The 24,931-nt window shown below is 75.3% G+C and carries 7 protein-coding genes; all 7 read right to left on the minus strand.

The features are described from left to right. Nucleotides 1–2 precede the first annotated feature (2 nt). Nucleotides 3–7,370, minus strand: a complete 7,368-nt coding sequence (locus tag D7318_RS10415; protein ID WP_120696620.1) for a type I polyketide synthase — start codon at nucleotides 7,368–7,370, stop codon at nucleotides 3–5. Further along, nucleotides 7,370–20,038 (minus strand): type I polyketide synthase, encoded by a 12,669-nt coding sequence (locus D7318_RS10420; RefSeq protein WP_329604565.1) that lies wholly within the window; start codon nucleotides 20,036–20,038, stop codon nucleotides 7,370–7,372. The genes D7318_RS10415 and D7318_RS10420 overlap by 1 nt, the downstream gene beginning before the upstream one ends. 657 nt (nucleotides 20,039–20,695) lie before the next feature. Continuing rightward, nucleotides 20,696–22,078 carry a cytochrome P450 gene (locus D7318_RS10425; protein WP_120696621.1) on the minus strand — a complete coding sequence of 461 codons (1,383 nt, stop codon included), beginning with the start codon at nucleotides 22,076–22,078 and terminating at the stop codon, nucleotides 20,696–20,698. 2 nt (nucleotides 22,079–22,080) lie between these two features. After that, entirely contained in the window at nucleotides 22,081–22,677 is a 597-nt protein-coding gene (locus D7318_RS10430) for a GTP-binding protein (protein ID WP_120696622.1), read from the minus strand. After that, a complete protein-coding gene (locus D7318_RS10435; protein WP_120696623.1) occupies nucleotides 22,652–23,053 on the minus strand; it encodes a DUF742 domain-containing protein in 402 nt (133 codons plus the stop codon). Before D7318_RS10435 ends, D7318_RS10430 begins: the two co-directional genes overlap by 26 nt. Then, nucleotides 23,050–23,451 carry a roadblock/LC7 domain-containing protein gene (locus D7318_RS10440; protein ID WP_120696624.1) on the minus strand — a complete coding sequence of 134 codons (402 nt, stop codon included), beginning with the start codon at nucleotides 23,449–23,451 and terminating at the stop codon, nucleotides 23,050–23,052. The genes D7318_RS10435 and D7318_RS10440 overlap by 4 nt, the downstream gene beginning before the upstream one ends. Next, nucleotides 23,448–24,575: an ATP-binding protein gene (locus D7318_RS10445; RefSeq protein ID WP_120696625.1), complete on the minus strand. Its 1,128-nt coding sequence runs from the start codon at nucleotides 24,573–24,575 to the stop codon at nucleotides 23,448–23,450. The genes D7318_RS10440 and D7318_RS10445 overlap by 4 nt, the downstream gene beginning before the upstream one ends. Nucleotides 24,576–24,931: the final 356 nt, after the last annotated feature.

The raw sequence follows: 24,931 nt of genomic DNA on the forward strand, positions 1-24,931 counted from the left end.
CGTCAGGCACCCCTCCCCCCGCCCCCGGCCAGCGCGCCCGCCGGGGTCAGCGCCGCGACCCAGCGGCACACCACGTCGGCCACCTCCCTGCCGTGGTCCGACATCATCGTGCAGTGGTCGCCCGGCACCTCGGCGGAGTCATGGGCCAGCGGCCAGACCGCGCGCCAGTCCGCGTCCTGCGTCATCGGCTCGTCGGGCGACCCGGGGATGCACCGTTCGGGCCGCACGAACAGCGTGGGCGCGAGCAGGGGCCCGGGGCGCCGCCCCTGGAACATCCGCATATAGGTGCCGGCCGCCGTGATCGCCGTGAAGTCCAGGGTGGCGAACGACCGCCTGCGCTCGAACAGTTCGTAGTCCAACGCCCTGCGCAGCCGCCCCGTCATGGCGTCCGGCGGATAGGTGTCGAGCAGCGCGAGGCCCGCGGGGCGGACCCCGACCGACTCGAGGCGCGCCGCCACGGCGTGCGCCAGGAGGCCGCCCGACGAGTAGCCGAGCAGGGCGAAGGGCCGCGTCCCCGCGATCGCGGTGACCCGCTCGGCCATCACCTGGGCCAGCACGTCGAGCGTCGCGGCCAGCGGCTCACCGGCGCGGAAGCCGGGGACCCGGAGCACCGACAGGTCGACCAGCCCGCGGCAGTGCTCCGCCATGGTCGTGAACTGGACGACGCCGTCGACCGCGACCAGGGGCGGGAACGCGATGAGCGCGGGCGCCCCGGCCGCGGACGCGAGCCCTTCGGCCCCTGGGAGGTCGCCGTCGCCCGGGGTGAGCGCCGGAGCCGAGGGGGTGTCGAAGCGCTCCCGCAGGGCGGAGGCGCCTGCGGCCAGCATCTCGGCCTCCTTGGTGCGCCCGAGCAGCGCGATCTCGCGGAAGATCGCGCCCAGGCTCTCGACCCCCTGGCCCTCCGCCCCCTGGTCCTCCCACGGGGCGGCGATGGCCTGGCCCGCGGGCGCCCCGTCGCCCGCTGCGGCCGCCGCGGCCAGCTGGGTCTCCAGGTGGTCGGCCAGCGCCTCGGGCGTGGGGTGGCGGAAGGTGAGCGTCGCGGCGAGGCGGAGGCCGGTGGCGTTGTTGAGCCGGTTGCGCAGCTCGATCGACGTGAGCGAGTCGAAGCCGATCGCCTGGAAGCGCTGGTCGGCGTGGACGGCCCCGGGGTCGGCGTGGCCGAGCACGGCCGCGGTCTGGGCCACCACCAGGTCGAGCAGGGCCCTGCGGCGCTCGGCCTCGGGGAGCGCGGCGAGACCGGCGCCCCGGCCCGCGTTCGTGCCCTGGCCCGTGGCCCGCGCCCTGGCGGGCCGGGCGTGGCCCGCCCCGCCCGCGGCCATGCCGCGCAGCAGCGGGGAGCCGGTGCCGGTGGCGGCCATCTCCCTGATCGCGTCGGGGTCGAGGCGGCCCGCCACCAGCATCGGCTCGCCCGTGGTGAGGGCGGCGTCGAGCAGCGCGAGTCCCTCGGCCGAGGTGAACGGCGCGACGCCCGCGCGGTTGACCCGCCGCTGGTCCACGTCGTCGAGCGCCTCGGTCATCCCGCCGCGCTCCGCCCACATGCCCCAGGCCAGGGACAGGGCGGGCAGCCCCGCCGCGGCGCGGTGCCTGGCGAGCGCGTCGAGGAAGGCGTTGGCCGCGGCGTATCCGCTCTGCCCCGCGGCGCCGAGCGTGCCGGTCATGGAGGAGAACAGCACGAACGCGGACAGGTCGAGGCCCGCGGTCAGCTCGTGCAGGTGCGCCGCCCCGTTGGCCTTGGGGCGCAGCACCGTGTCGAGCCCGGTCGCCGTGGTGGCCTCCACGACCCGGTCGTGCAGCGCGCCCGCGGTGTGCACGACGGCGGTCAGCGGGTGCTCGGCGGGGACGCCGCCGAGCAGCCGGGCGACCTGCGCCCGGTCGGACACGTCGCACGCGGCGAGGGTGACGCGGGCGCCGAGCGCCTCGAGCCTGGCCCTGTCCTCGGCCGCCCCCGGCGCGTCGGGTCCCCGGCGCGAGGCGAGCAACAGGTGCCGCGCGCCATGGCGTTCGACGAGGTGGCGGGCCACGCGACGGGCCAGGGCCCCGGAGCCTCCGGTGATCAGCACCGTGCCCTCGGGGTCGAGCGGCCGGTGGAGGGTGAGGACCATCTTGCCGACGTGCCGCCCCTCGCGCATGTGGCGGAACGCCTCGGGCGCGCGCCTGATGTCCCACGCGGTGACCGGCAGGGGCCGCAGCACGCCCCGGGCGAACAGCTCCATCAGCTCGGCGAACATGCGCCTGATGCGGTCGGGCCCCACGTCGAGCAGCAGGAACGCGTGGTAGGCGGCCCCCGGGTGGGCCAGGGCGATCTCGGCGGGGTCGCGGAGGTCGGCCACGCCGAGCTCGACGAACCGCCCGCCGGGGGCGAGCAGCCGCAGGGAGGCGTCGACGAACTCGCCCGCGGTCGCGTTGAGCACGACGTCCACGCCGCGCCCCTCGGTGACCTGGCGGAAGTACGGCTCGAACTCCACCGTGCGCGACGAGGCGATCTCCTCCTCGGTCATCCCCGCGGCGCGCAGCACGCCCCACTTGCCCTCGCTCGCCGTGCCGAGCACCCGGGCGCCGATGTGGCGGGCCAGCTGCACGGCGGCCATGCCGACCCCGCCCGCGGCGGAGTGGACCATGACGGTCTCGCCCGGCCGCAGCGCGGCCACCCCCATCAGGGCGTGCATGGCGGTGAGGAACGCCACGGGCACCGAGGCGGCCTGCGCGAACGACCAGTCGTCGGGGATCGTCGCGACCATCCGCCGGTCGGCGACGGCAAGCGGCCCGAACGCGCCAGGCCACACGCCCATGACGCGGTCGCCGGGCGCGAGGTCGGTCACCCCTGGGCCCGTCTCGACGACGACGCCCGCGCCCTCGAGGCCGAGGATGCCGCCGTCGCCCGGCAGGACGCCGAGGGTGTTGAGGACGTCGCGGAAGTTCATGCCGCCCGCGCGCACGGCGATCCTGATCTGCCCCTTCGTCAGGGGCGCGGTGGCGTCGTCGCACACCACGGCGGTCAGGTGGTCGACGGTGCCGCGCTCGCCGACGTCGAGACGCCAGGCGGGCACCGCGGGGGGCGTGAGGGTGTCGGCGGCCGTCCCGGTCAGCCGGGGCACGTACAGGCGGCCGCCGCGGATGGCCGTCTGCGGCTCGCCGGACGCCAGGGCGCCGGGGAGGGCGGACCCCGAGACCTTCTCGCCGTCCCAGTCGACCAGCGCGAACCGTTCGGGGTGCTCGATCTGGGCGGAGCGCACCAGTCCCCAGACCGGCGCCTGGGCCACGTGCACCCCGCCGCCCCTGGTGCCGGGGTCGACGGCGTTGCGGGTGATCACGGCGAGCCGCGCGGCCGCCCAGCGCTCGTCGGCCAGCCAGGCCCGCACCTGGGCGAGCGCGGCGCGGGCGCCCGCGCGGGCCCCCGCCGCGGGGCCGCTGCCCGCCTTGGCCGCGGGCACGGACCACACCACGCCGCGGGGCGCGGGCTCTTCGCCCGCGTCGACGGCGGCGGCCAGCCCGGCCAGGTCGGGGAAGTGCGCGACGGCGCCGAGGAGTTCGCCGGGGGCCTGGCCCACGACGACCCATCCGTCGGCGCGGCGGCCCGAGCGGCCCATCCGCAGGGGCAGGGCCTGCCACTCCTCCCTGAAGAGGGCGGCCCCGGTGTCGGCCTGGCGCAGCACGACCGACGCGATCGACGCGACGGGCGCGCCGCCCGCGTCGGCGAGGGTGACCTGGACGCCATCGCCCGCGTCGGCCCCGGCGATCCGCACCCGCAGCGCGGCGGCGCCCGGGGCGGCCACGCGGACGCCCGAGAAGGAGAACGGCGGCCCGAACGCGCCGAGGTCCCCGAGGGCGACGCCGTGCAGGGCGGCGTCAAGGAGCGCCGGATGGAGGGCGAACGACTCGGCGTCGACGGCCGTTCCGCCCGTGAGGGCCACCTCGGCGAAGACCTCGTCGCCGCGCCGCCAGGCCCGGGTGAGCCCCCGGAACTCGGGGCCCAGCTCCGACCCCCTGCGGGCCAGGTCCTCGTAGAAGCCGTCGAGGTCCACCGCTTCCGCGCCCGCGGGCGGCCACGCCTCGGCCCCGACCCGGGCCGCGGGATCGGCGGGCGCCGCGTTCCCCGGCGCGAGCGTGCCGTCGGCGTGCCGGGTCCAGGGCGCCTCGTCGCCGCCGTCGGACGCGCGGGCGAGGACGCGGAGCGCGCGGCGCCCCGAGGCGTCGGGCGCCTCGACCACCACGCGCAGGTCCTTGCCCCCGCGCTCGGGAATGTCGAGGGGGGCCGTCAGCAGCAGCTCCTCCACAAGACCGCAGCCCGTCTCGTCGGCCGCCCGGAGCGCCAGCTCGACAAAGGCCGTGCCGGGCAGCAGCAGCCTGCCGTGCACGCGGTGCCCGGCCAGCCACGGTTGGGCGGACAGGGCGAGGCGCCCGGTGAACTCCACGCCGCCGCCCTCGGGTTGGCGGACCGCGGGGCCGAGCAGGTGGTGCCTGGCCTGCCGACCGCCGCGCGCACCGCCCCCACCGCCCGCGCCACTCCCACCGCTCCCGCCGAGACCGCCGCGCCAGTAGCGCTCGCGCTGGAAGGCGTAGGTGGGCAGCTCGACCGCGCGGGCGGCGCCCGGGCCCTCCCGGGTGAAGCAGCCGCTCCAGTCCACGGGCAGGCCATGGGTGAACGCGGCGGTCAACGCGTCGCCGAACGCCTCCACCTCGGGCCTGCCCCGGCGCTGGCTCGGCACGACCGCCGCGCCCCGGTCGCCGGCCAGGACCTCCTCGGCCATCGCGGTGAGCACCGCGTCGGGGCCGATCTCCACATACGCGGTGACGTCCTGCTCGCCCAGCACGCGCAGCCCGTCGAGGAAGCGCACGGGGTGGCGGACCTGGTCGACCCAGTACGCGGGGGTGCTCAGCAGGCCTGGCTCGGCGATCCTGCCGGTGAGGTTCGCGACGACGGGGATCTCGGGCTCGCCGAAGGTGACGCCGCGCAGCGCCTCGGCGAACGGGGCGAGCATCCCCTCCATCAGCGCGGAGTGGAACGCGTGCGACACCCGCAGCTGGTGGGTGCGGCGGCCACGGGCGGCGAACGCGGCGGCCACCGCCTCGACCGCGGGCGAGGCGCCCGACACCACGACCGACGAGGGCCCGTTGACCGCGGACAGCCCCACCGCGCCCCGCGCGCCGACGCGTTCGATCTCCGCGCGCGCCTCCTCCTCCGTCGCCTCGACGGCGGCCATCGCGCCGCCCGCGGGCAGGGCCTGCATGAGCGAGGCGCGCGTGGCGACCAGCCGCGCGGCGTCGGGCAGGGAGAGCACGCCCGAGACGTGCGCGGCCGTGATCTCGCCGAGCGAGTGGCCGATCAGCAGGTCGGGCGTGACGCCCCAGGAGCGCCAGAGCCGGTACAGGGCCGTCTCGTAGGCGAAGAGCGCGGGCTGGGCGAGCCCGGTGCCGTCGAGCGCGACGGCCGTGGCGGCGTCGGTGCCGAAGACCGTCCGGCGCAGCGGCGAGGGCAGCAGCCCGTCGAACGCCGCGCAGACCCGGTCGAACTCCTCGGCGAAGACGGGGAACGCGCGGTGGAGGTGTCTGCCCATGCCGGGCCGCTGGGCGCCCTGCCCGGTGAAGAGGAACGCGGTGCGGCCCACGCGGGGCGTCGGCGTCGCCCCGTCGCGCGCCGGGTCACCGGCCGCGAGGGCCCTGAGCCCTTCGGTCAGCTCCCCGGTGTCCCGGCCCCACAGCACGGCGCGGTGGTCGAGCGCGGCCCGGCCCGTCGCCAGGGACAGGCCGATGTCGGCGGGGCGCGCGCCCTGGTGGTCATCGAGGTGGCGCAGCAGGCGCCGCGCCTGCTCCCGCAGGGCCGCGGGGCCGCGGCCCGAGAGCACCCAGGGCACCCTGCCGCCCGGCATGGCCGCCCCGTCGGCGGGGTCGGCGGTGCCCCTGCCCTGCGCGGCGGGGGCCTGTGCCTCGTCGGGGGCGGGCGCCTCAGGGGCCTGCTCGACGATGACGTGCGCGTTGGTGCCGCCGATCCCGAAGGCGGAGACGGCGGCCCTGCGCTCCCGGTCGGACGCGGGCCACGGGCGGGCCTCGGCGACCAGCTCGACGGCGCCGGACGACCAGTCGACGAACGGGGTCGGCGCGTCCACGTGCAGCGTCGCTGGCACGAGCCCGTGCCGGATCGCCAGCACGGTCTTGATCAGCCCCGCGACGCCGGCCGCGGCCTGCACATGGCCGATGTTGGACTTGAGCGCGCCGAGCAACAGCGGGCGCTCGGCGGGGCGTTCGGCGCCATAGGCGGCCAGGATCGCCTGGGCCTCGATGGGGTCGCCGAGCCGGGTGCCGGTGCCATGGGCCTCGACGACGTCGACATCGGCGGCGGCGAGGCCCGCGTTGGCCAGCGCCTCGCGGATGACCCGCTGCTGCGAGGGGCCGTTGGGCGCGGTGAGCCCGTTGGACGCGCCGTCCTGGTTGATCGCGCTGCCGCGCAGCACGGCCAGGACGCGGTGGCCGTTCCGCCGGGCGTCGGAGAGGCGTTCGAGCAGGACGAGGCCCACGCCCTCGGCCCAGCCCGTGCCGTCGGCCGCGGCGGCGAACGGCTTGCAGCGGCCGTCGGGCGCCAGGCCGCCCTGCCGCGAGAACTCGGCGAAGGCGATCGGCTGCACCATGACGGCGACGCCGCCGGCCAGCGCCAGGTCGCACTCGCCCGCCCGCAGCGCCTGAACGGCCATGTGCACGGCGACCAGGGACGACGAGCAGGCCGTGTCGACCGTGACCGCGGGGCCCTCGAGGCCGAGCGCGTAGGCGATGCGGCCCGAGAGCACGGCCATCGAGCCGCCGGTGAGGCTGTGGCCCGCGGTCTCCGCGGTGGCCAGGGCGCCCTCGCCGTAGCCGCTGGGGCTGGCGCCCGCGTAGACGCCGGTGCGGCTGGTGCGCAGGCCGCTCGGGTCGATCCCGGCCCGCTCCAGCGTCTCCCAGGCCAGCTCGAGCAGGTGCCGCTGCTGCGGGTCCATGGCGAGCGCCTCGCGGGGCGAGATGCCGAAGAACGCCGCGTCGAAGTCGCCCGCGCCGTCGAGGAATCCCCCCTCGGTGGGCGTCGCCCTGCCCTCGCTCCCCGCCTCGGGGCCGTAGACCTCGGCCAGGTCCCAGCCGCGGTCCGCGGGGATGGGGCCGATGGCGTCACGCCCTTCGGCGACCAGGTGCCACAGCTCCTCGGGCGTGGCGATGCCGCCGGGCAGCCGGCAGGCCATGCTGACGATCGCGATCGGCTCGCCGAGCCTGGCCTCCGTCTCGGCCAGGCGCTGCTTCGTCACGCGCAGGTCGGCCATCGTCTTCTTGAGGAAGTGACGCAGCTTGTCCTCGTTGGTGGATTGCACCGTGGAGGCCTCGTTGGCCATGGGAACCGTTCCTCCCATCAGGAGATGCCGAACTCGTCACCGAGCATCTCGAACAGCTCGTCATCGGATGCCGTTTCCAGCTCCGCCGTACCTTCGTCCTGGCCCTGCCAGCGGGCCAGGATGTCTGTCAGCCGCGCCGTCACGCGGGCGCGGGCGGCGACCGTGCCGCCGGTGGCGGCCAGTGCCGTTTCGAGCCGGTCGAGCTCGTCGAAGACCGACGAGCTCCCCGGGGTGCCGCCGTCGCCGAACTCCTCGCGGAGGCGCTCGGCCAGGGCGGCCGTGGTGGGGTGGTCGAAGACGACGGTGGGGGGCAGCCGCAGCCCGGTGGCGGCGTTCAGCCGGTTCCGCAGCTCGGTCGAGGTCAACGAGTCGAAGCCCAGCTCCTTGAAGGCCCGGTCCACCGCGATGGAGCGCGGCGAGTCATGGCCGAGGACCGCGGCCACCTGGCCGCGCACCACGTCGAGGAGCGTGGCGGCGCGCTCGGCCGCCGACTGCCCGTCGAGGCGGGCGCGGAAGGCGGCCGCGGTGTCGGCGCCGCGGGCGGAGCTCTCCTCGTCGGACGCCAGGTCGGCGGCCAGCACGTCGCGGGCCTCGGGGACGCCGGTCAGCAGCGGGCTGGGGCGCCGCGCGGTGAAGGAGCGGATGAACGGCTCCCAGTCGACGTCGGCGACGGTCAGCACCGCGTCGCCCGCGGCCACGGCCCCGCGCAGCGCCGCCACGGCCAGCTCGGGCGGCATGGCGCGCAGTCCGCGGCGGCCCAGGTAACGGGCGTTGGCGTCCACCGTGGACATCCCGCCGCCGCCCCACGCGCCCCACGCCACGGACGTGGCGGCCCGGCCGAGCGCGCGGCGGCGCAGGGCGAGCGCGTCGAGGAGGGCGTTGCCCGCGGCGTAGGCGCTCTGCTCGGCGCTGCCCCAGGTCGCGGAGGCGGACGAGAACAGCACGAACGCGTCGAGCGGCGCGTCGCCGAGCAGCTCGTCCAGGTGCAGCGCGCCCGCGGCCTTGCCCGAGACGACGCGCGCGAACTCCTCCGGCGGCTGCTCGCCCGCGGCGGCGAAGCCCGTCACGCCCGCCGCGTGCACCACGGCGGACAGCGGCGCGTGCGCGGGGACGGAGGCGAGCAGGGCGGCCACCGACTCCCGGTCGGCCAGGTCGCAGGCCGCGACGGTGACGTCGGCGCCGAGCGCGCGCAGCTCGGCGGCGAGCGCGTCCGCGCCCTCGGCCGCGGGGCCGCTCCGGCTGGCGAGCAGCACGTGCGCGGCGCCCTCGCGGGCCAGCCAGCGGGCCACGTGCCCGCCGAGCGCCCCGGTGCCCCCGGTGACCAGCACGGTGCCGCGCGGCCGCCAGCCGCCCTCGGTCGGCGCGGCGCTCCCGGGGGCGCGCACCAGGCGGCGCACGAACGCGCCCGACGGGGTGATCGCGATCTGGTCCTCGCCGTCGCGGGCGGCGAGCGCGGTGGTGAGCAACGCGGCGGAGCGGTCGTCGGTGGCGTCGGGGAGGTCGACCAACCCGCCCCAGCGCTCGGGCAGTTCGAGCGCGAGGGCCCGCCCGACGCCCCAGGTCTGCGCCTGGGCTGGGCGGACGGCGGCCGCGCCGCCCGGCGCGGCGACCGCGCCGCGCGTGGCGCACCACAGCCGGGCGTCCGCGTCCGCGACGGCCGAGGCGAGCGCCAGGTTGAGCAGGAGCCCGACGGGCACCCCGGGGTCGCCGCGGTGGGGGTCTTCGGCGAGGGCCAGCAGGGAGAGGACGCCGACGGGTTCGCCGTCCCGCGCCGCCTCGGCCAGCGCGGCGCGCACCGGGCCCGCGAGCGCGGCCGGGTCGGATGCCGCGGCGGGCGCCACGGCCAGCGGGCGCGGGGCGGCGCCCGCGGCGGCCAGGGCGGCGAGCGCGGCGGTCGCCCAGGGCGTTGCCTCGTGGCCCTCCGGCACGACGACGAGCCAGCCGCCGGAGAGCGGCACCGGCCCGTCGACGGCCGGGGCGGGCTGCCAACGCTCCTGGTAGCGCAGGGAGTTGAGGCGCGACAGCTCGGTGCTTCGGCGGCGCCACGAGCCGAGCGCGGGCAGCACGGCGCCCAGCGCTTCGGCGTCGCCGAGCCCCAGCTCCTCGGTGAGGGCGTCCGCGTCGGCGCGCTCCACGGCCTCCCAGAAGCGCCGCTCCCCCGGCTCGGCCGGGGCCGCGTGGCCCGCGGGGGCGGGCGTCAGCCAGTAGGAACGGCGTTGGAACGCGTAGGTGGGCAGCTCGGCCCGGGGCGTCCCCGGCGCGTAGAACGGGCTCAGGTCCACGTCCCTGTGCGTGGCCACGGCGGCGAGCGACGTGAGCAGCCGGTGCCAGCCGCCGTCGTCGCGGCGCAGCGTGCCGGTGGTCAGCGCGCCCGCGTCGGGCGCGTGGTCCTCGATCGTGTCCTGGATGGCGTGGACGAGCATCGGGTGCGGGCTGACCTCGACGAACGTGGTGTATCCGTCGTCGAGCAGCGCGCGGGTGGCCGTCTGGAACTCGACGGCCTCGCGCATGTTCAGGTACCAGTACTCGGCGTCGAGCGGGCCGCCGCCCCAGCCCGAGACGGTGGAGCGGAAGTCGATGTCGGGATCGACGGGCCGCAGCGGCGCCAGCTCCTCGAGGATCCGCGCGCGCAGCGGCTCGACCCGTGGCGAGTGGGAGGCGAACGCGGCGGGGACGCGCCTGGCCCGCACGCCCTCCCGCTCGCAGTGCGCCATGAGCGCGTCCAGGTCGGCGTTGTCGCCCGAGACGATGGTCGCGGCGGGCCCGTTGGACGCGGCGACGACGATCGCGCCGTTCCACGGGGCCAGCAGCTCCTCGACCTCCGCGCGCGGCAGGGTGAGGGAACCGAGGCCGCCGTGGCCGATCAGCGGGTCGGCGCAGCGCACCCGGCGGGCGATCAGCCGGGCGGCGTCGTCCAGGCTCAGCGCCCCCGCGATGTACGCGGCGGCGATCTCGCCCTGGGAGTGCCCCACGACCGCGTCGGGCCGCACGCCGAGGGCCTGCCACTGGCGGGCGAGGGAGACCATCACCGAGAACAGCGCGGGCTGCACGACCGTCACGTCGTCAAGACCCGGCGCGCCATCGGCTCCCGTCAGCACGTCGATCAGGTCCCAGCCGGTGAAGGGCCGCAGCGCGCGGGCGCAGGCGGTCAGCTGCTCGGCGAACACCGGTGCGGTGGCGAGGAGTTCGGCGCCCATCCGCGCCCACTGCGCGCCCTGCCCCGGGAAGACGAAGACGGTCTTGCCCGGGCGGACGCCCGCGGTGCCCTCGACGGCGAACGGCGAGGGGCTGCCGTCCGCCACGGCCCCGAGCCCGGCGCGCAGCTCGGCGGGGTCGGCGCCCACGACGACGGCGCGGTGCCGCAGCGCGGCCCTGGTGGTGGCCAGCGCGTGGCCGACCAGGGGCGGGGTGAGCGCGGGGTCCCTGTCGAGGCGGTCGAGCAAACGCCTGGCCTGGGCGCGCAGCGCCTCGGGGGTCGCGGCGGTCAGCGGCCAGGGCAGGGCGCCGTCGGTCACCACGCGGGGGCCCGCTCCGCCCCGGGGGTCCGACTCCCGTGCGGCCGGGGCCTCTTCGATGATGAGGTGGGCGTTGGTGCCGCTGATGCCGAACGACGACACCCCGGCCCTGCGCGGGCGCCGCGAGCGCGGCCACGGGACGGGGTCGGTGAGCAGCGCGACCGCGCCGGACGACCAGTCGATGTGCGGGCTCGGCTCGTCGGCGTGCAGGGTCCTCGGCAGCGTCTCGTGGGTCAGCGCCATGATCATCTTGATGACGCCGCCGATGCCCGCGGCGGCCTGGGCGTGGCCGAGGTTGGACTTGAGCGAGCCGAGGCGCAGGGGCCGGTCCTCGGGGCGGCCCCTGCCATAGGTGGCGAGCAGCGCCTGGGCCTCGATGGGGTCGCCCAGCGCGGTGCCGGTGCCATGGGCCTCGACGGCGTCGACATCGGCCGTGGTCAGCCCGGCGCCGGCCAGGGCCTGCCGGATCACCCGCTGCTGCGAGGGGCCGTTGGGCGCGGAGAGGCCGTTGGACGCGCCGTCCTGGTTGACCGCGGAGCCGCGGATCACGGCCAGCACGCGGTGCCCTTCGGCCCGGGCGTCGGAGAGCCGTTCGAGCACCACGAGGCCCGCGCCCTCGGCCCAGCTCGTGCCGTCGGCCGCGGCGGAGAACGCCTTGGCGCGGCCGTCGCGGGCCAGCCCCCGCTGCCTGCTGAGCTCGAGGAACATCCCGGCGTTGGCCATCACCGTGGCGCCACCCGCCAGGGCGAGCGCGCTCTCGCCGCTCCGCAGCGACTGGCACGCCATGTGGAGCGCGACCAACGACGAGGAGCAGGCGGTGTCCACGGTGACGGCCGGGCCCTCGAGGCCGAGCGTGTACGCCACGCGCCCCGAGGCCACGCTGGCCGTCGTGCCCGTCAGCACCAGGCCGTCGACCGGGTCGGCGCCGCGGTGCGCGAGGGACGCGTACTCCTGCGCGACGATCCCGGCGAACACGCCGGTCGCGCTCCCCGCGAGGGTGTCGGGGCGGATGCCCGCGTGCTCCAACGCCTCCCACGCGGTCTCCAGGAGCAGCCGCTGCTGGGGGTCGAGCGCCAGGGCCTCGCGGGGGCTGATGCCGAAGAACTCGGCGTCGAACCGGTCGGCCTCGTACAGGAACCCGCCCTCGCGGACATAGGTCTTGCCGCGCGCGTCGGGGTCGGGGTCGTAGAGGTCTTCGAGGTCCCAGCCGCGATTGGTGGGGAACGCGCCGATGGCGTCCACGCCGTCGTCGACCAGGCGCCACAGCTCCTCGGGGGTGGTGACCCCGCCGGGGAAGCGGCAGCCGATGCCGACCACGGCGATCGGCTCGTCGGCGTGGGCCCTCGCCCGGCGGCCCTGGCGGGCCGCGGCGACCGGCGCGGTGTCGGTGTCGGTGTCGGTGTCGGTGTCGAGCGCGGCGTCGGTGCCCAGCAGCTCGGTGCGGAGCAGGTCGACCAGCGCGTCGGGCGTCGGGTGGTCGAAGAGCAGGGTGGAGGGGAGCCGCAGCCCGGCCGCCCGGTTGAGCGCGTTGCGCAGCTCGACGCTGCTGAGGGAGTCGAAGCCCATGTCGCGGAACGGGCTGCCCGGGTCGATCGCGTGCGGCGAGCCGTGCCCGAGCGCGGTGGCGAGCTGGCCGCGCAGGAAGTCGAGCAGGACGCGCCGCTGTTCGGCCTCGGGCTGCCCGGCGAGCCGTTCGCGCAGGCCGCCCCGGCCCCCGGCGGCGCCGGGCCCGGTGGCGCGGCGCGGCGGCACGCGGACCAGGCCGCGCAGCACGGCGGGCGGCGGCGCGGCGGTGGCGGCGGCGCGTTCGCGCGGCCCTGTCAGGTCGAGCCTGGCGGGGAGCAGCGCGGCCGCGTCCGAGCCGAGCGCGGCGTCGAACAGCTCGAGCGCGCGGGCGGCGGGCAGCGGCGCGAGACCGGCGCGGGCCATGCGCGCCAGGTCGCGCTCGCCCAGCGCCCCCGCCATGCCGCCGTCCTGCTCCCACAGGCCCCAGGCGAGCGCGTGGGCGGGCAGCCCCGCGGCGCTGCGGTGCTCGGCCAGGGCGTCGAGGAAGGCGTTGGCCGCCGCGTAGTTGGCCTGGCCAGGGGTGCCGAGGGTGCCGACCGCGGACGAGAACAGCACGAACGCGGACAGGTCCAGGTCGCGGGTCAGCTCGTGCAGGTGCCAGGCGGCGTCCGCCTTGGGGCGCAGCACGGTGTCGAGGCGGCCCTGGTCGAGCTCGGTCAGCGCGCCGTCGTCCAGCGTTCCCGCGCAGTGCACCACCGCGCCCAGGGGGTGTTCGGCGGGGACGGCGGCCAGCAGCGCGGCCAGGGCGCCGCGGTCGGCGACGTCGCACGCGACGACGTCGGCCCGCGCGCCGAGCGCCGCGAGCTCATCGACCAGGGGGCCCGCCGCCGCGGGCCCGCGGCGGCCGACGAGCAGCAGCCTGGTGACGCCGTGCCGGGTGACCAGGTGGCGGGCCACGAGGGCGCCGAGCGCCCCGGTGCCGCCGGTCAGCAGCACGGTGCGTTCGGGGTCGAACGGTGTGCCACCCGCCGCGTCCGGCTCGGGCGCGGCCAGCCGGGGCACCAGGAAACGGCCCTGGCGCAGGGCGAGTTGGGGCTCGTTCCCGGCGAGGGCGGCGGGCAGCTCGCGGGCGGATGCGGGCGCGTCGTCGAGGTCGACGAGCGCGCAGCGGTCCGGGTGCTCGGCCACCGCGGAGCGGATCAGGCCCCACACGGCGGCGGCGGCGAGGTCGGTGGGAGGGGCGTCGGCGCCGGTGGCCACGGCGCCCCGGGTGAGGATCACCAGCCGGGAGTCATCGGGGGCCTCGGCCACGAGCGCCGTGACGAGGGCGAGCGCCCGGTGCGTCGCGGCGTGCGCGGCGGCCACCGGGTCGGCGCCAGGCGCGGTGACGCACCAGGCGACGACCGTGCGCGGCCAGGCGGCGCCGTCCGCGTGGGCCTTGCGCAGCGCCGCGGCGTCGCGATGCACGGCGGCCGGGGTGCCGAGCGCGGCGACGGCGGGCCAGGCGCGTTCGTCGTCGGGGTCGGCGACCAGCGCCCAGGCGCCCACCGGCTCGGCGGCCCCCGCGGTGACGGGGCGCCACTCCACGCGGTGCAGCGCGCCGAGGTCGGTGGCGCGCGCCCGCGCGAGCCGCTCGGGGCCGCCCGCGCGCAGGGTGAGGGAGCCGACGGTGAGCACGGGCGCGCCCGTCGGGTCGGTGAGGGTGAGGGCCACGGCGTCCTGGCCCGTCGGCGTGATCCGCACGCGCAGGGCGCGCGCCCCGGTGGCGTGCAGGGTCACCGAGCGCCAGGAGAACGGCACATGGACGGCGTCGTCCGCCGGGTCGGGCGCCATGACGAGGGCGGCGGGCTGGATCGCGGAGTCGAGCAGCGCGGGGTGGACCCCGTGGGCCCCTGGCTCGGCGTCCTCGGGAAGGGACACCTCGGCCCAGGTGTCGTCGCCGTCCCGCCAGGCGGCGGTGAGCCCCTGGAACAGCGGGCCGTAGCCGAACCCCGTGGCGGCGATCCGCCGGTAGAACTCCTCGGTGTCCAGCGGCTCGGCGGCGACGGGGGGCCACGCGCCCTCGGGGTCCGCGGGCGCGGGCTCGCCATGGCCGACGGCGAGCGCGCCCGTCGCGTGGCAGGTCCACTCGGTCCCCGGCGCGGCGTTCTCGGCCCTCGAGTGCACGGAGACGGGCCGCAGCCCCGCGTCGTCGGGCGGCTCGACGAGGACCCGCAGCTGGCGGGCGCCGTGGTCGGGCAGGGCGAGGAACGCGTGGTGGGTCAGCTCGTCGACGCGGTCGCACTCCACGTAACGCGCCGCGTGCAGCAGGAGGTCGACGAACGCGACGCCGGGCACGACCGGGGTGCCGTGGATGGCGTGCTCCGCGGTCCACGCGGGCTCACCGGCCGCCAGGCGCCCGGTGAAGAGGTGGCCATCGCCGCCGGGGAGCTCGGCGAGCGCGCTCAGCAGGGGGTGCCCGGTCGCCGTGAGCCCGGCCGCCGTGGTCTCCCCCGCGCCCGCGGCGGTGGGGGCGAGCCAGTGGCGCGCGCGCTGGAACGGATAGGTGGGCAGGGGCACGTGACGCTCCCCCGCGCCCAGGTGCGCGGTCAGGTCGAAGGGCGCGCCCGCGGCGTGGACGCGGCCGAGCCCGGCGAGCAGGGTGACGGGCTCGGGCGCGCCCGACTTCAGGAGCGCGACCGCCGTGGCGTCGTCGCCGACGACCTCGCGCGTGAGGGCGGCGAGCACCGGGTCGGGGCCGAGCTCGACGAAGTGCCGCACGCCCTCGGCGCGCAGGGTGCGCACGGTGTCGAGGAAGCGGACGGTGCCGCGGGCGTGGGCGACCCAGTGGTCGGCCGAGGTCAGCTCGCCCGGCACGGCGAGCCGCCCGGTGAGGTTGGAGACCACGGGGACGCGCGGCTCCCGGTAGGTGATGTCGGCGGCCACGCGGGCGAACGCGTCGAGCATGGGCTCGATCAACGGCGAGTGGAACGCGTGGGAGACCGTCAGCCGCCTGGTCTTGACGCCCTGCCCGGCCAGCTCGGCAGCGACCTGGGCGACCGCGGCGGCGGCGCCGGAGACGACGACCGCGCCCGGGCCGTTCACCGCGGCGAGGGCGACCTCGTCCGCGCGGTCGGCGACGAGGGGGCGGACGCGTTCCTCGGAGGCCGCGACGGCGACCATGGCGCCGCCACCCGGCAGGGACTGCATCAGCGAGGCGCGCGCGGCGATGAGGCGGCAGGCGTCCTCGAGGTCGAGCACGCCCGCGACATGGGCGGCCGTCAGCTCGCCGACGGAGTGCCCGGCGACATGGTCGGGGCGCACGCCGAACGACGCGACCAGCCGGTGCAGGGCGACCTGGAGGGCGAAGAGGCCGGTCTGCGCGTATCGCGTCTCGTGCAGCGGGGACCCCTCGGCGGCGAGGACGGCGTCGGCGACCGGCGTCCCCGGGCCGAGGTGGCGGTCGAGCGCGGCGCACACCTCGTCGAACGCCCGGGCGAACACCGTTGACCGCGCGTAGAGTTCGCGTCCCATGCCGGGGCGCTGCGCGCCCTGTCCGGTGAAGAGGAACGCCGTGCCGCCGGGCGCCGCGGTCCCGGTGAGCACCGCGGCCGACGGCTCGCCGCGGCCGAGGGCGCCGAGGCCGGCGAGCAGCTCGCCGCGGCCCGTGCCGACCACGACGGCGCGGTGCGCGAAGCGGGCCCTGGTGGTGGCCAGGGCGCGGGCGACGTCGGCGGGGGCGAGGTCGGGCTCGGCGGCGAGGTGGGCGGAGAGGCGGGTGGCCTGGTCGCGCAGGGCCTGCGGGGTCCTGGCGGAGAGCACCAGGGGAACGGCGCCCGCGAGAAGCCCGGCACCGTCGCGCCCGCCGTCGGCGGCGGGGGCGGCCTCGGCCTCCTCGACGATGACATGCGCGTTGGTGCCGCTGATGCCGAACGACGAGACGCCCGCCCTGCGGGGGTGGCCGGTCGCGGGCCAGGGGCGCTCCTCGGTCAGCAGCGCGACCGCGCCCGCGGACCAGTCCACGTGCGACGTCGGCTCGCCCACGTGCAGGGTCCTCGGCAGCACGCCCTCGCGCATGGCCATGACCATCTTGATGATGCCGCCGACCCCCGCGGCGGCCTGGGCGTGCCCGATGTTCGACTTCAACGACCCCAGCCACAGGGGGTTCTCGGGGTCCCGCCCCGCGCCATAGGCGGCGATCAGGGCCTCGGCCTCGATCGGGTCGCCCAGCGCGGTGCCGGTGCCATGGGCCTCGACGGCGTCCACGGCGGCGGGCGAGACCCCGGCGCGGGCCAGGGCCTCGCGGATCACCCGCTCCTGGGAGGGGCCGTTGGGCGCGGTGAGGCCGTTGGACGCGCCGTCCTGGTTGACGGCGGAGCCGCGGACGACGGCGAGCACGGGGTGGCCGTTGCGGCGGGCGTCGGAGAGGCGTTCCAGCACGAGCAGCCCGGCGCCCTCGGCCCACACGGTGCCGTCGGCGCCCTCGGCGAACGCCTTGACCCGGCCGTCGGGCGCGAGGCCGCGCTGCCTGCTGAACTCCACGAACATGCCGGGCGTGGCCATCACGCACACGCCGCCCGCGAGCGCCAGGGTGGTCTCGCCGTCCCGCAGGGACCTGGCGGCCAGGTGCAGGGCGACGAGCGAGGACGAGCACGCGGTGTCCACGGTGACGGCAGGGCCCTCGAGGCCGAGGGTGTAGGCGATGCGCCCCGATGCCACGCTCACGGTGCCGCCGGTCAGCAGGTGTCCGTCGGCGCCTGGGGCGCCGTCGTGCAGCCGGGGGCCGTAGTCCTGCGTCATCGCGCCGACGTAGACGCCGGTGGCGCTGCCGCGCAGGGATCCGGGGTCGATCCCGGCGCGCTCGATGGCCTCCCACGCCGTTTCGAGGAGCAGGCGCTGCTGCGGGTCCATCGCCGCGGCCTCGCGCGGGCTGATGCCGAAGAACGCGGCGTCGAACTCGGCGGCGCGCGCGAGGAATCCGCCCCTGGTCACATAGGTGCGGCCCGAGCGCGCCGGGTCGGGGTCGACGAGGGTGGCCAGGTCCCAGCCGCGGTCGCCGGGGAAGTCGGATGTGGCGTCCACACCGTCGCGCACCAGGCGCCACAGCTCATCGGGCCCTTCGGCGCCGGGGAAGTGGCAGCCCATGCCGACGATGGCGATCGGCTCGTCGGGGTCGCCGCCGCCCGAAGGGCGGGCCGCGCCCGAACGCGGCTCCTCGCGCCCGCCGGTCAGCTCGGCCAGCAGGAAGCGGGTGACGGCGGCGGGCGTGGGGTGGCTGAACAGCAGCGTGGTGGGCAGCCGCAGCCCGGTCGCCTTGGCGAGGCGGTCGCGCAGCTCGATCGCGGCGGCCGAGTCGAACCCCACGTCTCTGAACGAGCGGTCGGGGTCGAGGACTTCGCGGGCGCCCGCGCCGCCGAGGGCGGACGCCTCGGCGCGCACCCGCTCGAGCAGCAGCCGCTCCCGCTCGGCGGGGGAGAGCCCGGCCAGCCGGTCGAGCAGCGGGCCCCCGGCCTGCCCTCGGCGTTGGAAGGCATAGGTGGGCAGGTCCACGCGCCGGGTGCCTTCGGGGAAGAACGCGCCCCACGCGACGGCCCGTTGGCCGTGCACGGCGGCGAGCGCGGCCAGCACGCGGCGGCGGCCCGCGGCGTCGCGGCGGAGCGTGCCGATGGCGCGGGCGCCGCCCGCCGCGGCGTGCGCCTCGATGGTCTGCTGAAGGCCATAGGTCAGCACGGGGTGCGGGCTGATCTCGATGAACAGGCGGTGCCCGGCGTCGAGCAGGCCGCGGGTGGCCGCCTCGAACTCCACGGTGTGGCGCAGGTTGTGGCACCAGTAGTCCGCGTCGAGCGGCCCTTCCCCGTGGCCCGCGGGGGTGCGGTGGAACGGGATGGCGGCGGGCCCGGGGCGCAGCGGGGCCAGCTCGGCGCGCAGCCGGTCGAGGATGGCGTCGATGTGGTACGAGTGGGCGGCGAGGTCCACGGCGATGCGGCGGGCGTGGACGCCCTCGGCGTCGAGCGCGGCCAGCAGCGCGTCGGCCGCGTCGGCGTCGCCCGAGACGATGACCGCGGCGGGGCCGTTGACGGCGGCGATGCCGAGGCGTTCGCCCCAGGGCGCGAGGCGCGCGGCGACCTCGGCGACGGGGGCGGCCACCGACACCATCGCGCCGCGCCCGGCGAGCGTGGCCTGGGCGCGGCTCCACCGCGCCACGAGCAGCGCGGCGTCGTCCAGGCTCAGCGCGCCCGCGACATGGGCGGCGGCGATCTCGCCGTTGGAGTGGCCGAGGACCGCGTCGGGCCGCACGCCGAGCGACTCCCACAGCCGGGCCAGGGCCACCATCACGGCGAACAGCGCGGGCTGGACGACCTCGGCGCGGTGCAGCCCGGGGGCGCCGTCGGCCTGGGCGAGCACCTGGAGCAGGTCGAACTCCCAGTGCGGGGCGAGCGCTCGGGCGCAGGCGTCCAGGTGCTCGGCGAACACCGGGAACTCCGCGCGGAGTTCGAGGCCCATCCCGGCCCACTGCGCGCCCTGGCCAGGGAAGACGAACACGGTCCCGCCGGGGGCGTCGGGCGCCGGGGGCGGGGTGACGACCGCGGGGGAAGGGTCGCCGGAGGCCAGCGCGGCCAGGGCGGTTCCGAACTCCTCCGCGGTCTCGCCGATGACGACGGCGCGGTGGCGCAGGGCGGTGCGGGCGCTCGCCAGGGTCCACCCGACCTCGGCGGGGGCGAGCCCGGGGTGCGCGTCGAGGTGGCGCGCCAAACGGCGGGCCTGGTCGGCGAGGGCGGCTTCGGTGGCTCCCGAGAGCGGCCAGGGCAGCGGTCCGGCCGCGGCCGCGCTCGGGGCCCCTGCCTTGGTCGCGACCTTGGTCCCTGCCTTGGTCCCGGTCCCGGTGGGCTCGGGGCCCGGCGTGAAGGTGAGGCCGCCGACGGCCTTCGCCTTCCGGCCACCGCGCGGGCGCAGGGCCGCGCGCAGCAGGTCCTGGAGCATGGTCAACGCGGCCGCGTCGTCGGGGACTTCGCCATGGCCTTCCCCGTGGGCCGCCGACCCGCCGCCGATGACGCGGTGGACGCGGTCGCCGTCGGCCAGGGCGCGGGCGAGCGGCTTGAGCACCAGCAGCCCGCCGAAGGGACCCGGCAGGACGGCCCCGGCCAGGGCCACGTCGCACGCGCCGCGGCGCAGGCTCTCGGCGGCCAGGAGGACGGAGCGGGCGGCGGACGCGCCCGCCTCGTCCGACGCGGGGCCGCGCAGCCCGAGGGTGGCGGACAGGCCTTCGGCGACGCCGCCGACGAAGATCCCGGTCGTCGACTCCCGCAGCGCGGCGGGGAGTACACCGGCGTCCTCGAGGGACTCCCACGCCAGCTCGAGGGCCAGGCGCCGCCGGGGCGACCAGGCCGCGGCCTCGCCGTGCGGCACCCCGAAGAAGTCCGCGTCGAACCCGCCGTCGAACCCCGCCTCTGAAGCGGTGAATTCTTCGGCGCCCGCATTCGGCCGCTGTTCCGGCTTCACGCCCTTGTCGGGAAAATCCCGCAGGGCGGAGAGAGAAGGGGCCGAGGGAAGTCGACACGCCATTCCGATGAGCGCGATGGGCGGGGGGTCTTCCGCTGAAAGGGACTTCGCCGAATGACGCGACATCACATCCACCGTCCACACATCGAGTTGAACCGCTCCCGTCCCGCGGCACGACGCCGCCATCTCAGGTCACACCGATCACGCGGGTCCCAGCGGAACCGCGCACCCCTCGTTGCACTCGACACATCATGAGGCATAGCAGAATCAGCCATTATCCGACCCCAGGACAAGCCCGGCCCGCCGCGCTCCATGGCAGTCCTGAAATGGCATGGCGGAACGGGGGATGATGTGCTAGGCGCAGATGAACAACCGGAAAAAGGGCATGCTCTGGCAGAGGGTTGAATGTCACACGACATACGGGCGACAGCTCCTCATGTACGGCAGTGCGCGCGTTCGGGCCAGATCGTACCCATACATATGCCAGCAGCATACCGCCCAGAGCAAACGTAACGCCGGAAATCATCCCTCAACCGCTGTGACTGAAATCTAACTGGCGAATCGAACCAAGGATGTTTATGCGTCAAGTACGAGGGGAAGAATCCCCGTTCCGCCTGCTTCACCCGTCGTCCCAACAGCCCCACGCATGACAGTTGGCCGACCCCCGGTGTCTGGGGTCGGCCAACTGTCATGCGTGGAAGCGGAAATACCGAGAATTCTCTGCCGAGGATTCGGGAGGGCGGGCCTAACGGCGTCGGGTCAGCTGACGTCATCAAGCTCGCCTCTCCTTTCCTTTCCTTTGTCTTTACCGGTCCTTGAAATACCGCTCCGTGTCACCGGACTCTATTCACGCCACCAGGAGAGGAACGAGCTCCACAGGCCGCCCCTCCCCGCCTTCTCGCGCTTCTTGGCGCGGTCCTGGTCCGCCGCCGACTGCTGCGGCTGCGGCGCCGAGGGCTGGGGGCGGGCCTTGCGCACCGGGCTGAAGCGCACCGGGAGCGTGGCGAGCGCCCGGTGGAACGGCCCCGGCCGCCACGTCAGGCTGTCGACGGCCACGGCCAGCTCGACGTCGGGAAGCTCGTTGAGCAGCTTCTCGATCGCCGCGATGGCGATGAGCTGGGCGGGGTCCTTGGCCGGGCAGGCGTGGGGACCGGCGCTCCAGGCCAGGTGGGCCCGCTTGCTGAGCGTCTGGCGCGACGAGGACAGCGCGGGGTCGGTGTTCGCCGCGGCGAAGCTGACCACCACGGGGTCGCCCGCGGCCAGCTTGACGCCGAAGAGGTCCACGTCCTGGGTCGGGTAGTGGATCCCGTAGTTGGCGAACGGCGGGCTGTTCCACAGCACCTCGTCGATGGCGTCCTCCACCAGGAGCGCGCCACCGTACTGGCCGCCGAAGAACCGCGCGTCCGACAGGATCAGGAGCATGCACGTCGCCATCAGATTGCGCATCGGCTCGGAGCCGCCCGCGATCAGGGTGACGAGCTGGTGCACCATCTCCTCGTCGGTGAGGTTCGACGGGTGCTCCATCAGCCACGTCGTCACGTCGCTGCCCGGCTTGGCGCGCTTGTGGGCGACCAGCTCGCTCAGCGCGCCGACGACCTCCTGGTTGGCGTTCTCGGTGTCGATGCCGTCGAAGAGGTTGGAGAACCCCTCGACGAGCCGGTCACCGATCTCCTCGGGGCACCCGAAGATGTCGTTGAACACCAGCAGGGACAGCAGCTTGGCGTAGTCGTTGATCAGGTCGGCCGAGCCGCGCGCCGAGAACTGGTCCACGAGGTACGTCGAGACCCGCTCGACCTGGCGGCTGAGCCGGTGGGTGTCGATCCGGCTCATGCTGTCGGTGATCGCCTGGCGCAGCCGCAGGTGCGGGGCCCCGTCCGAGAACAGGGCGTTGGGCCGGTAGGCCATCATCGGGACGACGGGGCTGTCCGCGGGGACGCGGCCCTCGGTGAAGTCCCGCCAGCGCCTCGAGTCCTTGGAGAACAGCTCGGAGTTCTGGAGGACGTGCAGCGCCGCGGAGTAGTCGGTCACCAGGGTGGCGGGCACCCCGGGGGCCAGCTCCACGGGCGCGGCCACGCCGTAGTGGCGCAGATAGGCGTAGAAGGCCCCCGGGTCGGCGGCGAACTCGGCCCCGTAGAGCGGGGTGCGGAAATCGTCCTTCTGCCCCGGCCCCCCGGCCTGATGGGCCGGGCAGCCAGGCGGGGGTGAGACTGAGTCGGAAGAGTGCATTCTTACTCCTTACGGGTGCGGCTCTGCAAGTAGCGGACCAGCACCATCAGCGCATTCGCCGATGATTTCGTGTCCCGCGCGTCGCAGGTGACGACCGGGGTCTCGGGAAGGAGGTCGAGGGCTTCCCGCAATTCCTCGTCGGACCGGACCGGCGTGCCATCGAAGTGGTTGACAGCGATGGCATACGGGATGCCGTACTTCTCGACCAGGTCCATGACGGCGAAGGATTCCTTCAGCCGCTGTGGATCGACGAGCACCAGTGCTCCGAGCGCACCGCGCGACATGTCTTCCCACACCTGAACGAAACGCTGCTGACCCGGCGTTCCGAACAGGTAGAGGACGAGTCGGTCGGTCAGTGTGAGCCGACCGAAGTCCATGGCGACAGTGGTGGTCGTCTTGCCCTTGATCCCCTTGAGGTCGTCAACGCTTTCCCCGGCCTGCGTCATGGTTTCTTCCGTGCGCAGTGGAGGAATCTCGGACATCGTGCCGATAAAGGTCGTCTTTCCCACCGCAAAGTGCCCGACCACCAGGATCTTCGCCGCGATCTGGACTTTCTCGTTCAGATGCACGGTGTCATCCGAAACGGGCCTGGAGACCATCCAGCACCTCCTGGAGAACCTGAATGTCGGCAAGCTGTGCCGGTGGAATCGGACGACGCGTCAGAATGAGACCGTTCTCCACGAGATCGACCAGGAGAACCTTGACGATGCCGACCGGCAGCTTCAGGTGTCCCGCGATCTCGGCGACGGAGAGATAACCCCCTTCGCACAGCGTCACCAATTCCCGCTTCTCCGGGTCGAGGTGTGCTTTGCGCTGGGTGTCATCGGCCGCGGTGACCAGGGTGATCAGCTCGAACCTACTGGTGTCCGAGACGTCGCGACCGTTGGTGATGACATACGGTCGCACTAATTCGACGTACTCGGGCTCCAGGGGATCGACAGGTGGTTCGAGATCATCATCGGAAGGCGTCGTCATGCCTGAATACCCGTATTCTGGCGGGGCGGCGTCATCATGGCCTTTCCGAGCTGCGCCACGAGCTGCTGCATCCGGAAGGTGATGTCGGCCATGTCGACGTTGGGTGCGGCCGAGACGGCGAGGTAGGCGCCCTCTCCCGCCGAGATCAGGAAGACCCAGCCGCCGTCGAACTCGACGACCGTCTGCCGCCACTTCATCGCGGCGCCGCCGCTGAAGCCGGCGACCGTGCGGCTGAGCGACTGCATGCCGCTCATGGCCGCCGCGACGGTGTCCGCCTGGTCCCGGTCGACCTTGGTGGAGTGCGCCATGAGCAGACCGTCGGCCGAGACGAGGATCGCGTGCCGGGCGCCCGGGACCTCGAGCGCGCCCTCAAGCATCCAAGACAGTTCGCTATTCACTGGACGTCATGCCCTTCCCTGCTCGGCTCTGTGCTGCGACCGGACTGGGTGCGACCGGACTGGGTGCCCCGCTGGAACGCGCCCATGATGGAGGCGGTCTCCTCGCTCGACCTGCCGGCCGCCGAGTTGGCGGAGTCCCCCGTCGGCACGATGGCGATGGCCCCGCGCCGCCGACGCTTGGGCAGCCCGCCCGCCGTGGTCCCGGTGGCCTCGACCTCCTCGTCTGCCAGGTACTCGGACTCGGTCGGTTCCTGCGGTTCGGGCATGCTGGTGAGCAGCTCCTGGGGGAGGAGGACCACGGCCCGCACCCCGCCGTACGGGGAGGACGAGTCCACGGAGACGCTGAATCCGTACCGAGCGGCGAGCACGCCGATGACCGCGAAACCGAACTGCGGCGGGTTCCCGAGCTCGGTGACGCCCACGGGGTTCTCACCGGAGAGGAGACGCTGAGCCCTCGTCTTCTCCTCTTCGTTCATGCCCACACCGGCGTCGTCGATGATGACGCAGACGCCCTTGGGCACGGTCCTGATGTTGATTTCGATGGCCGCCTCGGGCGACGAGTAGCTGGTCGCGTTGTCCAGCAGCTCCGCGAGCACCAGCGCGACCGGCTCGACGGCCTGGCTGATGATGGCGAAGTTCGTCTGCGAGCGGATTTCCACGCGCGTGTAATGGCGGATGCGCCCCTTGGCACTGCGTGCCACGTCATACACCGATGCGACACTGCGCGCACGGCCGAGCCATCCGTCACAGAGCACGGCGACGGACTGGGCACGACGACCGAACTGGGAGTTCATGTGGTCGATTCCCAGGAGGTCCTGGAGAATACCCTGGTCGCCGTACTTGTCCTGAATCTTGGAGATCGCCAACTGCTGTTCGTTGGCAAGACCCTGGAGCGTTCGCATCGCGGACTTCAGGGCCGTCTTCGTGGCTTCTTCGGCGCGGAGTCGGGCATCGTCCACAGCCTCGCTGAAGTTGGACTCCAGCTCGTGATGGCGCGTCTCGAGCTCGGCCCGCTCTTTGCGGAGCTTGACGTTGGACTTCCGCGCCCGGTAGATGGTCGCCGCGGCAAGGGGGGTGCCGACGACAAGACCCCAAAGCGCTGGATCCTGTAGGTAATCGGTCATTGATTTCTCTTCAAACTAGACCACCAGGTGCAAGAAATGAGGGTGCCTTGGGTTCTCGAATCCGCTTTCCCCCGAAGCAGGTTCGTCCCCTCAGCCGAACGGGCACGACGACGGAGCCCGCCCGTGCGCGAGGGATGACCTCGGCCGCACGAACAGCAGCCAGAGCACACCCGGCCGCCACTTCGGCTCCCTATGCCCCTCTGACGGCATAACGCTCCTTGGGATGAACCCTCTTGGCTGATTTACCAGTTGGCCCTATGGCTTACGCGCCCTCAGCCCGTTTGGCAAGCCCGGCGATCGTATCATCGTCACGCGAGCCGACCACCGCCCCCGCGACCCTCGTCGCGCGATCTGTC

Origin of the sequence: Streptomyces radicis (assembly GCF_003626575.1) — a bacterium.
Classification (GTDB): domain Bacteria; phylum Actinomycetota; class Actinomycetes; order Streptomycetales; family Streptomycetaceae; genus Streptomyces; species Streptomyces radicis.

Excerpts from the sequence above, each read along its gene's own strand:
- D7318_RS10445 (WP_120696625.1), bottom strand. The coding sequence starts at position 24,575 with ATGACCGATTACCTACAGGATCCAGCGCTTTGGGGTCTTGTCGTCGGC.
- D7318_RS10420 (WP_329604565.1), bottom strand. The coding sequence starts at position 20,038 with ATGGCGGCGTCGTGCCGCGGGACGGGAGCGGTTCAACTCGATGTGTGG.
- D7318_RS10425 (WP_120696621.1), bottom strand. The coding sequence starts at position 22,078 with ATGCACTCTTCCGACTCAGTCTCACCCCCGCCTGGCTGCCCGGCCCAT.
- D7318_RS10435 (WP_120696623.1), bottom strand. The coding sequence starts at position 23,053 with ATGACGACGCCTTCCGATGATGATCTCGAACCACCTGTCGATCCCCTG.
- D7318_RS10430 (WP_120696622.1), bottom strand. The coding sequence starts at position 22,677 with ATGGTCTCCAGGCCCGTTTCGGATGACACCGTGCATCTGAACGAGAAA.
- D7318_RS10415 (WP_120696620.1), bottom strand. The coding sequence starts at position 7,370 with ATGGGAGGAACGGTTCCCATGGCCAACGAGGCCTCCACGGTGCAATCC.